Annotated in this window: 11 protein-coding genes; 4 read left to right on the forward strand and 7 right to left on the reverse strand. The window is 57.8% G+C overall.

Features of this window, described 5'->3' with window-relative positions; genetic code table 11:
• From H6B10_RS08535 to H6B10_RS08555, 5 genes are all read right to left on the reverse strand, one after another.
• On the reverse strand, positions 1-567 hold a 567-nt coding region (locus tag H6B10_RS08535; protein WP_204651206.1), incomplete at its 3' end, for a serine/threonine-protein kinase.
• A 2-nt stretch (positions 568-569) separates the two neighbouring features.
• Positions 570-998, reverse strand: a complete 429-nt coding sequence (locus H6B10_RS08540; RefSeq protein WP_204651207.1) for a helix-turn-helix domain-containing protein — start codon at positions 996-998, stop codon at positions 570-572.
• A 44-nt stretch (positions 999-1,042) separates the two neighbouring features.
• Positions 1,043-3,013, reverse strand: a complete 1,971-nt coding sequence (locus tag H6B10_RS08545) for a fructose-1,6-bisphosphatase (RefSeq protein ID WP_204651208.1) — start codon at positions 3,011-3,013, stop codon at positions 1,043-1,045.
• The gene (locus H6B10_RS08550; protein ID WP_204651209.1) at positions 2,997-4,751 is read right to left on the reverse strand and encodes a glycoside hydrolase family 2 protein; all 1,755 of its coding nucleotides are present in this window, start codon (positions 4,749-4,751) and stop codon (positions 2,997-2,999) included. Before H6B10_RS08550 ends, H6B10_RS08545 begins: the two co-directional genes overlap by 17 nt.
• Before the next feature lie 24 nt (positions 4,752-4,775).
• Positions 4,776-5,288 (reverse strand): GNAT family N-acetyltransferase, encoded by a 513-nt coding sequence (locus H6B10_RS08555; protein WP_204651210.1) that lies wholly within the window; start codon positions 5,286-5,288, stop codon positions 4,776-4,778.
• A gap of 223 nt (positions 5,289-5,511) precedes the next feature.
• On the opposite strand from H6B10_RS08555, the gene H6B10_RS08560 reads away from it, so the two are divergent.
• The 3 genes from H6B10_RS08560 to H6B10_RS08570 are packed head-to-tail and all read left to right on the forward strand — an operon-like array spanning position 5,512 to position 7,054.
• Positions 5,512-6,159 (forward strand): zinc ribbon domain-containing protein, encoded by a 648-nt coding sequence (locus tag H6B10_RS08560; protein WP_204651211.1) that lies wholly within the window; start codon positions 5,512-5,514, stop codon positions 6,157-6,159.
• A gap of 25 nt (positions 6,160-6,184) precedes the next feature.
• On the forward strand, positions 6,185-6,616 hold the full coding sequence (locus H6B10_RS08565) for a hypothetical protein (protein WP_204651212.1): 432 nt from the start codon (positions 6,185-6,187) through the stop codon (positions 6,614-6,616).
• A 15-nt stretch (positions 6,617-6,631) separates the two neighbouring features.
• Positions 6,632-7,054: a hypothetical protein gene (locus H6B10_RS08570; protein ID WP_204651213.1), complete on the forward strand. Its 423-nt coding sequence runs from the start codon at positions 6,632-6,634 to the stop codon at positions 7,052-7,054.
• A 138-nt stretch (positions 7,055-7,192) separates the two neighbouring features.
• On the opposite strand, the gene H6B10_RS08575 is transcribed toward H6B10_RS08570, so the two are convergent.
• Together H6B10_RS08575 and H6B10_RS08580 are read right to left on the reverse strand one after the other, a co-directional pair.
• Complete coding sequence (locus H6B10_RS08575) at positions 7,193-9,508, reverse strand: zinc ribbon domain-containing protein (protein ID WP_204651214.1); 2,316 nt, start codon at positions 9,506-9,508, stop codon at positions 7,193-7,195.
• Positions 9,509-9,704: 196 nt separating this feature from the next.
• The gene (locus tag H6B10_RS08580) at positions 9,705-11,099 is read right to left on the reverse strand and encodes an MATE family efflux transporter (protein WP_204651215.1); all 1,395 of its coding nucleotides are present in this window, start codon (positions 11,097-11,099) and stop codon (positions 9,705-9,707) included.
• Positions 11,100-11,271: 172 nt separating this feature from the next.
• Here H6B10_RS08580 and H6B10_RS08585 point away from each other — a divergent pair.
• The coding region (locus H6B10_RS08585; protein ID WP_275951064.1) for a serine dehydratase beta chain at positions 11,272-11,436 on the forward strand (165 nt) is incomplete at its 3' end.

The raw sequence follows: 11,436 nt of genomic DNA on the forward strand, positions 1-11,436 counted from the left end.
GCTGCCGGTGACCAGCTGGTTCAGCAGTACCCCCAGGCTGTACAGATCGGCCCGGGCATCGGTCTGGCGGAACCCGAACTGTTCCGGCGCCGCATACCCCGGCGTGCCCAGCAGCATGGTATCCCGGGCGGTGGTCTGTTTGTGGGTACGGGCAATATCAAAGTCGATGAGCCAGGCCTGCCCTTCCCCGGTGACCAGCACATTGGCGGGTTTTACATCCCGGTGAATGATCCCCTGGCTGTGCAGTCCGCTCAATGCCGTACAAAGCTGCAGGCCGATCTGCGCAGCCTGCTCCCAGGGCAGGGTACCCCGGCGCTGCAGCAGCGTTTCCAGCGTAACACCGGGCACATAGTCCTGCAAAACCAGGAACCGGCCATCCGCCTCCGGCCGGATTTCCCGGACAATGGGTACATGGGCCGGGGGCTGCTGCCGCAGGGCTTCATACACATCCCGCTGGGGGGCCGCCACCCGGCGCCCGGTCAGGATGCGGCCGGTACTTTTTTGCCGGATGAGATAGAGGGTCTCCCGGTCATTGAGGGTATCCAGAAATTGCAGTTCTTCTTCCATGGTCAGTCCCCCAGCACCGGTTCGCCGCAGGCTTCCAGCCGGGCATTGCAGGCCATGACCGAATCCCCCTGGGCCAGTTCATGAAGAATGACGCTGTCCCGCCGCACCCGGGGGTAGAGCATGGCCAGCCCCGATACCCGCAGCAAAGTCTGGGTTTCGTCCACCGAAAGCCGCATGGCCAGCGCCAGCGAAAGCAGCACATCCCGGGAGGGGGTGTCCCGCCGGCCCGAGAACAACTGATACCCGTAGCTTCGTTCGATCTGCGCAGCCTCGATGACCGCGCCCTTTTTGAGCCCGTGGCGCTGCAGCAGCATAGCCAGCTGCTGGGCCAGCGTGCCGGACAGCATCTCGCCTGCGTTTTCTTCCAGATACGCCTGCACATCCTGTTTGGAGAGCAGGGCATCCATCAATTCATCGGTCGTGCGGTTCATCCTTTTCCTCTTTTCCGGTTTTGTTTATATAAGGCAGCGGCGGCTTACACCGTCAGCCTCTGGGGGATCAGGCCCGCTTCATAGGCGCGGACCAGGGCTTCCAGGTCGCGGACCAGTTCCCGCTTGCGCACGCCCTCGTCGGTATCCCGCACCTGGATGCGCCGGGGCGCCACATAAATATACTCGCTCTTGCTGGCAATGTCCTCATCCTCATGGATGGCCTTTTCCACACTTTCAAAGGGCTGATGGGTGCGCAGGATCAGCCCCCGGGAATTGTAGACCAGCGTATACCCGGCAATGCCGGTTTTCTGGTGGTAGGCACGGCAGAACCCGCCGTCAATGATGATCAGCCGCCCGCCGCCCTTGACGGGGCTTTCCCCCTCGATGGCGCGCACCGGCACATGGCCGTTGACGATGTGGCAGCCCTCGCCGTGCAGGCCAAAGGCCGCCAGAATCCGGTCGGCGGTTTCAGGTTTGTCGATCAGGCGGTAGTAGGGGTCCTTGACTTCCGCGTGGGTGGCGGGGTCGGCAATATAAAGCCGCTCAAAAGTGGTCATGGCGCTGCGGCCGAACAGCGGCGACTGCGCGCCGCACCACAAGTACCACAAAAAGTCCTGCCCCGCCTGGCGGGCCGCACTGCCCGCCGGGGCAAAGTACCCCTGCCGGGCCCGCCGGTCACAGTAATCAAAAAGCGCCTTGCCGCTCCAGGGGTGGCCCTCGTAGGTATGCACGGCGAAATCGCCCGTTTCCGTCATGGGCACCGCCCCGTGGTAGAGCAGATTGCCGTTGCAGATTTTATACAAAGCACCGTGGGCATACAAAAACTGTACATGGCGCTGCAGGCGTTCGCTTTCGGCAAAAGCCTGCACCAGCCCGTCCACCACCCGCTGTTCCTCGGCGGTCAGGGCGGCCGGGTCCTCCGGGCTGACGGTGGGGAAATCCCGGTCCAGCAGCTCATACACCCGGTCGCCGCAGCGCACGGTCCCCTTTTCCCAGTCGATGCGGTGCAGCCAGTCCCGGTTTTCCATGTGGAAATCCGGATTGCGCCCGATGACCTGGGATTCCAGTTTCAGCATCAGCACGGTGACCGCCTTGTGCATCCGGGCAGTGGCGGTCAGGTCGCCTGCCGTGGCGTTGCGGGCATCGGTATGGGGCAGCCAGCGGGTCACATCGGACGTTCCGTAGGCTCGCTGGGCAAACCGTTCCAAACGGCGAAGGCTGATGCCGTAGCCGCCTTCCAGCGTATCGATGTTGTTGTAGGCCAGGGTGGTCTTGAGCACCGTCAGGATGCACAGCGGGCTGCCCGCTGCCGCCCCCATCCAGACCACATCGTGGTTGCCCCACTGGATATCCACCTGATGGTGAGCCATCAGGCTGTCCAGTATCCGGTCTGGCCGGGGGCCGCGGTCAAACAGGTCCCCCACAATATGCAGCCGGTCCACCGCCAGCCATTTGATGACCTCACACAGCCGGGTGATGTAGGCATCCGCCCGGTCATGGCGCACAATGCTGTCGATGATCTGGCCGTAGTAAAGGTCCTTGTCGTGGTCCTCAAAATGGGCGTGGAGCAGTTCGTCCAGAATATAGGCACAACTCTCGGGCAGACCGGCGCGCACATGGGCGCGGGTGTGCTTACTGGACACAAACCGGCACAGTTCGATGAGCCGCAGCAGGGTGGTGCGGTACCAGCCGGGCAGGTCGGTCTGGCGGGCTTTCAGTTCCGGCAGTTTCTGGGTGGGATAGTAGATCAGGGTGGCCAGTTCGGCCCGTTCCGCCGCCGGCACTTCTTCCCCCAGCACAAAATCGATCTTTTCGTGTATAACGCCCGATGCACTGTTGAGGATATGCACAAAGGCTTCGTGCTCCCCGTGCAGGTCGCTCATAAAATGTTCGGTGCCCTTGGGCAGCCGCAGCACCGCTTCGATGCGGATGATCTCGCTGGCGGCGGCCGCCACCGTGGGGTAGCGCCGGGCCAGCAGGCGCAGGTAGCGCAGGTGTTCACTGTGGGCAGGCATGGGCAGCAGTCTCCTTTCCGGTACAGGACGCGGCAAAAGCCTCCTGCAGGCGCCGGGCCAGGGCCTGCATGGCGGCGGGGCCGGGTTTGGTCACCCGCCGGTCGTAGGTGACAAGACCGTTGATCTCATCCTCCACGTCGGACAGTTGGGTGTAGATGGCGGCGCACAGCCCCCGCTGTACGGCGGGCAGCACCTTTTGTTCATACAGCCGGGTAATGGCCTGCTGCAGGGCTTCGGGGTTTTCGCTGGTGCTGTACCCATAGCTTTTGTCGGGGTTGAAGCGGTGGCCTTCCACCGAAAGGCAGCAGCCGCCGAACTCGCTGAGTACCAGCGGCTTTTTGCCTGCCCGCAGCCGCCAGGGTCCGTAATAGATATGGCGGCTGTCCACATCGGTCCTGCCGCCCCGGAACCAGCCGGAGGTAGAATCGATAAACCGGGTATCGTCCAGCGCCCGCAGCTTTTCGTAGACCGCCGTGGCGTCGAACTGGCCCCAACCTTCGTTGAAGATGGTCCAGTAGCACAGGCTGGGGTGATTGCGCAGCTGCCGGACGGTGGCTGCCATGCCCGCCAGGAAGGCGGCACGGGCGGCGGGGTCCCGGTGCATTCTCTTGTCCGGCAGGCGCTGCACCCACAGGGTGGGCCAGACGGTATCCCGCCAGTAGGCGTAGTCGCCGTTGTTGACCATATCCTGGAACACCACCATGCCCAGCCGGTCGCACAGGTAATAGTAATACTCCGGTTCCACCTTGATGTGCTTGCGCAGGGTGTTGAAGCCCAGTTCCTTCATGGTGCGGATGTCCTGCTCATACCCTTCGGGCGAGGCCGGGGTGAACAGACCGTCGCTGTAATACCCCTGATCCAGCACACCGTGGAAAAACATCGGCCTGCCGTTCAGGCACAGCCGGCTGTGGCCGCCTGCCTGCCCGATGGAAAGGGTGCGCAGGGCAAAGTAACTTTCCACATGGTCGGTGGGGGTATCGATGGAAAATTCGTATAAGTACGGGTCGTCGGGGCTCCAGAGCCGGGGCGCCCCAGGCTGCACCACCGCCCGCCCCTCCGTCAGCGGCACGGTCAGGGGGCCTTCGGGGGTCTGCACCGTCACAGTACCCTGCTGGGTATCATCACCGGTATCCAGCACCGCCCGGGTATCGTCCGCCCGGATGGTCAGCCCCGGAACGGGGTGACACGGCAGCGGTTCCAGCCAGACCGTCTGCCAGACGCCCGACACCGGCGTGTACCACATGCCGCCTCGCTGCTGCACCTGTTTGCCGTAGGGCAGCACCGGGCTGCGCAGATCGTCCCGCACCCGCAGCAACAGTTCGTTGGCACCCGGGTGCCAGGCATCGGTCACATCAAAGGCCATGGCCTCGTACCCGCCGGTGTGGGCCCCCACCGGCACACCGTTCACCCAGGCGTCCAGCATCTGGTCGGCGGCACCGATGTGCAGCACCAGCCGGTGCTGCGCAAAATCATCCGGCAGGGTGACGGTGCGGCGGTACCACAGACCGGTCCCTTCGGCAAAATGGGTGCCGATACCGGAGAGAGCACTCTCGGGGCAGAAGGGAACCCGGATTTCCCGGGGAAATACGGCGGGCGGTGTTTCCCCCTCCGCCACGGCGAAGTCCCACCAGCCGTTGAGGTTGAGCCAGCGTTCCCGCCGGAACTGCGGCCGGGGATACACCGGCCAGGGGATCTCCGGCAGGTGCTCCCCCGCCGGGGTGATGAGTGTTTGCAGCATAGGGGGTACTCCCTTTCCGGGCGGTCAGTCCGGCAGCCGTTCGTAAGCCAGCCGCGGGGTGCCGTCCTCCACATAGATGATGCCGCAGTAGACGAATCCCGCCCGGGGAATCAATCTCTGCATAATGGTATTGTCGGCGTGGGTGTCAATGCGCAGGTGGGGGTACCGGGCCGCCGCAAAATCCACCGCCGCCCGGAACACGCCCCGGCTGCTGCCGTCGCTGCCCAGGCGGTGGATAGTGGCATAGGGGGCATCGCTGCGCCAGGCACCGTCCTCAATGACGGCGTAGGTGGGGTCCTTCCCCGGGACCAGGGCAAAGGCGCCGCAGGGGCGCTGCCCTGCACAGACCACCCAAAGAATGCCCTGGGCAATATCCTGCCGGAGCAGTTCCAGCGCCGGGTGGGTGGTCCCCCACTGGGTAGGGTTGCCGTTGGCTGCCATAATGCCCCGGGCCTTGCGGTAAATTTCAGCCAGGGCGGGCAGGTCCTGCGCAGCGGGCTGGCGAACGGTCAGTCCGGTTTGCTGTGTTTGCTGCATCTCGCAGTCTCCTTTATCCATCGTGAATCAGATTCATTATAAGGCGGAGTTTCCGGCCACGTCAAGCCGCGCGGCACCGCCCGAAAAAGCGGCCCCCTATTCATTCCCACAAAAAACAGCGCAATCGCTGGATTTTTTTTATACAGTATAGTATAATACAACACAGAGATTGATGTATTTATACATCCCCATGCAAAAGACGCTAAACAAGGAGGATTTCAAAGTGGCATTTTGGGACAACTTGGGGCAGAAAGCCTCGGAGACAACTGCCAAGGCCGTGCAGAAGGCCAAGGACCTCTCGGACGTGGCCAAGTACAATTCCATGATCTCGGAGGAAGAAACCAAAATCAACAACACGTATTACCAGATCGGTAAACTGTACCTGGCCGTACACGGCAACGATCCCGAACCGGATTTTGCCGGTTTTGTGAGCAGTATTGTTGAGTCCAACCAGAAGATCGAAACTTACAAACAGCAGATCCTGGATATTCGCGGGGTTCAGCGTTGCCCCAAATGCGGCGCGGAGATCCAGCTGGGTGTGGCCTTCTGCAGTGCATGCGGCGCGCCTGTTCCCCATGAGAAACCTGCTGTTGCCGAGGATCTGATCAAGTGCAACAACTGCGGTTCCATGGTAAAAAAGGGTGTACGCTTCTGCACGGCTTGCGGCAGCCCCATGACATATCCCACTACCGCCCCGGCTCCCGCACAAGAAGCGGCTCCCACGCCGGAAGCTACTCCTGCCCCAACTCTTGAAATGCCGCCGATTCCGGAACAACCCGCTCCGGCAGTTGACGGTAAGGTATGCCCCCAGTGTGGTGCTGCCGTGGATGAAAGCCTGAGCTTTTGCACCAACTGTGGTGCCAAGCTGTAACTGACTGTTCAAGAGGGGTATACTTATGGCTTTTTGCGGAAAATGCGGTGCTCCCTTAGATGACGGCAAATTTTGCCCCCAGTGCGGCGCCCCGCGGGAAGATCTTCCTGCGGCTGCCGCTGGTTCCAGAGCCTCCGGGCCGGTATTTACTCCTTCCGGTGCAGCAGCGTCCGCTGCTTCCCGGAAAAAGTTGATTCCCTTGATTGGTGTTGCTTTGGTTGTTGTCATTGCAGTCTTTTTGATTTTTGGGAACAAGACGGTAAACGAACCCTGCGATTGGTGCGGAAACTCCCCTTCGGTAGTCTACCAAACCAGTTCCGGCAGGGAGGCTTATATCTGTAAGGATTGCAGCAAAACCTGTATGCTGTGTGGCAAGAAAGCCAGCCACCATTACGAAAATTTGTTGGGCACCATTACGTTTGTGTGTGATAACTGCTATAAGCAACTGAAGCAGTAAGGAGGATTTTTTCCTATGCAGAAAACAAGATTGGGGATTTCTGCCGGTATGCTGGCCGCCGCCATCTATTTGAGCGGTTTGTTCAGCGGCTATTGGCTTGCCATTTTCCTGGCCGGTTATGTGTTGCTTTTTGAGGCCAACCAGTGGTTGAAGATCAGCGCTGTGAAGGCAGTATGCCTGATGATGTGTTTTTCTTTCCTGACAACGGTCATCAACCTGGTTCCCAATGTACTGGATACCATTGCCGACTTTGGGCACGCCTTCGGTTCCATCTCCACCTTCAGCCAGGCGGATGCTTTTTTCTATGCTGTCATAGGCGTCATTGACATTATCCAGAAGATCATGTTCCTGGTACTGGGCCTTAAGGCACTGAACCAGGGTGCCATCTCTTTGCCTGTCGTGGACAAACTCATCAGCAAATATATGTTGCAGAACTGATTATTTCTAAAAAAGCCCCCGCTCTCTTTAAAGAGAGCGGGGGCTTTTTTATGATTCGTTATTTGGTTCGCTGTTGACTGCATCTGCACTTTCAATGGGCAGGACTGCATGGAAACCCTTATGCTGTCGGCAGCTAGCTTAGTATTCGGAGTAATAGTACTCGGAATTCACAACGGGTTCCAATTCACCATTGTACCACAGACATTCCACGCCTTCCTGCAGGCGTTCCCGTTCCTTACCGTCATACAGGAACAGGTCATCCTCTGCGACATAAACAAACATATTGTCGCCCAGATAGAAAATCTGGGTCAAACCGTCAGACAGGAAGGTGGATTCTCCCTTGGCATTGATGATATCCATCTCATATACCGTCATAAAGTTGTCGGTCTGGCTCTGGTAAGTACCCGACAAAATGGTACCATCTTCGTACACGGTAACGCCGTAAGTTTGGGCGTCACGTACCAGGCGGGTGCTGGCGCCGTTAGTATAGCAGTAATAGTCGCCGTATTCATGGCCGGAGCTCTCGTAGACATTGGCATAGTAGTACAGGCAATTCTTATCCTGATTGTAGCCATCAACACGAACGTCCTCAGCCATTAGACTGAAACTGCCAACTGTGCCATTGCTGATGGGCGCCGTCAGCAGTTCACTGTCGTCGTTGATCATAACCACGTTACTGCCCATCACATACAGGCTGCCTGCCTCCTGATAGGTTTCGGCATCCATGGTAAAGGCAGTCTGGGCCGTCTTATAGTTATAGACGGGCACGGTACCGCTCTCCATGCTATTGATCATATCCACAACATCGTAAGTGCTGGCAACATCTTTCAGATCGATCTTGTCGGCAATCTGATCAATGGGGCGGTAAGCAAGCAGCGAATTTCCCATCTGGGAAACAACTGCCAAATTATCCATTAGCAGGGTATTGGTATTATCGGCAGTTTTATAAACATGAAGCGCCAGAACATCACGCTGTTCATCGGGGCTCTGCAGTCTTTCACGCATAGAAATCCGGTTTTGAGCCTCGTTGTACGCATTCAGATCTTCCTGATATTTATCATAATCTGTGGTAGTTCCGGACTGCTCTTTGCGGTAGCACAGACTGATCCATTCACTGTCGGTGGCATCTTCAAGAGTACCGTTGATTGCCTTCAGATCATTGCGTATCTCATCCGTGACCAGAATGTAGCCGTTTTTATCCGCCGACGCACCGTACTTTTCAATGAAAGAACGCACAGCATCCCGGGTGGCAGTAGTGTAATAGTCGTCATCCACCACATCTTCCATGCTGTCCCAACCATAGCCAAAGCGCTCCAGACCATTGGTGCAGGAAGTATACAACTCTGCATACGCATTGGGATCGTCATCCGTATCCAGTTGATAGTAGCGGTAGTAGGGGATTTCATAATTATCCACATCCGGCTCGGTCAGGCTTGCATCCTGTGCGGCGTCCGGGTCGTTCACATAGTCGTACAGGTTCAGCTTACTACCGTTTGCAGCTGCGTAATAAACTTCGCCGTCTTCGGAGTAGCTCCAGGTCACACGGTCTGCAATCTTCTCAGCATTACCGGTAAAGTCCACCACATACAGAGACTGCTCCCCGGTATCATCATCCAATACCGTATACACAACATGGTCCAGATTGGTCGCATCCTGCACATAGTCCACATTGTCAACCAGTTTAACCACGTTTTCCGGGCTGGACAATGTCACACCATACATAGTCCGCTGTGTGGAATCATCCTCTGCACTGGCAAGATATACCAGGCGCGTGGAATCCTCACTCAGATAGAAGTTTTGTACTTCTCTGGCAATACGTACCGTTTCCCCGTTATGGTAATACTTCAGGTTGTCTTCTCCGTCGCAATAGATTACGTCTGTGTTGTTCACAACGCTATAACTATAAGTCCGAACGTTGGAATCCACAATCTCCGAAGCGGCACTGTTGTCATCCCGATTTTTGATCTTGCTGATCTGCGCACGGCAAAGTGTACCGACCGTGTCTACATCGTCCACTTTGGAGAAATAATAGACATATTTACCGTCCTCGCTGAACTTCACCAGCCCCCAGTAGTTTTCCATATCCCGGGCGCTGGAGAATTCCATAGGTGTACCGTCCAGATCTTTCAGCAGATAGTAGTTGCCATTGCCCGCATAAACAAACTGCCCCTCAATGGACGAACGGCCGAACAGTACCCGAATCAGCACTGCCAGCAACACGATCACCAGCACAACGGCTGCAACAGGCAACCATTTTACAGGGCTCTTTTTCGCTGTTGGCACCCCGGCAGGCATTGTAGAAGTTACAGTCGGTGCTGCCTGATTCGCAGCCTGACCTTCACTGGCAGCCGCAGCGGCTTGTACCGGTACAGCTGCCTGTTCCACCTTTGTGCCGCAATTAGGGCAGAACGAACAGTCCTCCGGAATTTTGGTACCGCAATTTGGACAAAACACGATTCATCTTCCTCCTTTTCTTCAGCTTCCCCTTTTGTTACCTGCCCATCGCACCACACAGGGAGCCAGTACGAGTACGCATCACTTCAATCAACAAAAGTAAGAATCAAATTCATTATGTCACAATCGGCATAGTTCGTCAACCTATAGAACGCACAAAAAACGCCAAATTTCTTTGGCGTTTTTCCTTCTGTGTTCAACACATATTTTGCTTTTCCATAGCGGTCAGTTCGGGCATGACGGTACGGCGCATGGTAATGTAACAGGCCAGGCCGCCGATAAAGTTGGAGATAGGTTCCGCCAGGAACACGCCGTTGACCCCCAGTCCCGCCACATGGGGCAGCAGCAGGGTCAGCGGCACCACAATGACCGCCTTGCGCAGCAGCGAGAAAAAGATGGCCATTTTGGCCTTGTTCAGTGATTTGAAAACACTCTGCCCGCTGAACTGGAAGGCCATCATCACAAAGCCGAAAAAGTAGATGTGCAGCGACGGCACCGCCACCGCCAGCAGGTCCGGGTCATGGTTGAAGATCTGGATAAACGCCGCCGGGAACAGCGAGATCAGCCCCCAGATAAGCAGGGTATACCCAAAGCCCAGCTGGGTCATAAACCGGATGGCCTTGCGCACCCGGGGCACGCTGCGGGCGCCGTAGTTGTAGCTGATCACCGGGGAAGCACCGTCCGTAAGGGCCATGACGGGGGTCTGGGCGATCTGCCGCACCGAGTTGATGACCGTCATAACGCTGATGTACAGGTCCCCGCCAAAGGTGCGCAGGGTGGCGTTGCAGGCCACCTGGACCAGACTGTCGGTGAAGGACATGACAAAGCTGGACGTTCCCAGGGCCGCGATGCGCCGGATGCAGCCCCAGTCGGGGCGGAAGCCATTCCACTGCAGGCGCAGTTCGGTTTTGGGGCCGGTGAGGAACCGCAGCACCCACAAAGCCGACAACCCCTGGGAAAAGACCGTGGCAATGGCCGCGCCCCGCACGCCCAGGCCGCAGGCATAGATGAGGATGGGGTCCAGCACGATGTTCGCTGCCGCCCCCAGCAGCACCGTCAGCATTCCGATGCGGGCAAACCCCTGACTGTTGATGTAGGGGTTCAGCCCCAGCGAGGTCATGACAAACACGGTGCCCAGCAGGTAGATGGTCATATAGTCGGCGGCATAGCGGTAGGTTTCATCGCTGGCGCCGAACAGGTACAGGATGGGTTTATGCAGGGCCAGCCCCACCACCGTCAGAGCGATCCCGCAGACCAGCAGCATAAAATAGGCGTTGGCCATGATCTTGCCGGCGGTTTTTTCGTCCTTCTGGCCGCGGGCGATGGAACACAAAGGCGCGCCGCCCACCCCGAACAGATTGGCAAAGGCGGTGACCAATGTAACAATGGGAAAACACAACCCCAACCCCGCCAGCGCCAGCGTCCCCTCGCCGGGGATTTTACCGATATAAATACGGTCTACAATATTATATAAAAGGTTCAAGACCTGGGCCACCAGCATGGGGGCCGCCACGTCCAGAATGCCCCGCCGGACATCTCCCGTGGAAAAATCCACCTGGCTGCCATGGGTACGGGATGCAGCATTTGCCATCCGCTTTCCTTCCTTTCCTATCCAAAGCTAATGTTACAAAATAAGTATAGCATATTTTCTCCTCACCGGCCAACCGCAGGCCCCGGGCCGGTTGTTTTTGTACGCCGGCTGTGTTACAATTTTTTGTAACCCGGCTTTTTTGCCGGGATGTGTACGGACGGAGACAACACCTATGAATGTATTTGATATTATCGGGCCGGTGATGATCGGCCCTTCCAGCAGCCACACGGCAGGCGCCGCCCGGATCGGCCGCATTGCACGGCAGCTTTTGCAGGACGAGCCGGTGGCCGCCCGGATCGAACTGTACGGCAGTTTTGCCAAGACGTACAAAGGCCAC

It is taken from the genome of Gemmiger formicilis, from assembly GCF_016901605.1.
Taxonomy (GTDB): Bacteria; Bacillota; Clostridia; order Oscillospirales; family Ruminococcaceae; genus Gemmiger; species Gemmiger formicilis_B.

Excerpts from the sequence above, each read along its gene's own strand:
- H6B10_RS08540 (WP_204651207.1), bottom strand. The coding sequence starts at position 998 with ATGAACCGCACGACCGATGAATTGATGGATGCCCTGCTCTCCAAACAG.
- H6B10_RS08545 (WP_204651208.1), bottom strand. The coding sequence starts at position 3,013 with ATGCCTGCCCACAGTGAACACCTGCGCTACCTGCGCCTGCTGGCCCGG.
- H6B10_RS08550 (WP_204651209.1), bottom strand. The coding sequence starts at position 4,751 with ATGCTGCAAACACTCATCACCCCGGCGGGGGAGCACCTGCCGGAGATC.
- H6B10_RS08555 (WP_204651210.1), bottom strand. The coding sequence starts at position 5,288 with ATGCAGCAAACACAGCAAACCGGACTGACCGTTCGCCAGCCCGCTGCG.
- H6B10_RS08565 (WP_204651212.1), top strand. The coding sequence starts at position 6,185 with ATGGCTTTTTGCGGAAAATGCGGTGCTCCCTTAGATGACGGCAAATTT.
- H6B10_RS08570 (WP_204651213.1), top strand. The coding sequence starts at position 6,632 with ATGCAGAAAACAAGATTGGGGATTTCTGCCGGTATGCTGGCCGCCGCC.
- H6B10_RS08580 (WP_204651215.1), bottom strand. The coding sequence starts at position 11,099 with ATGGCAAATGCTGCATCCCGTACCCATGGCAGCCAGGTGGATTTTTCC.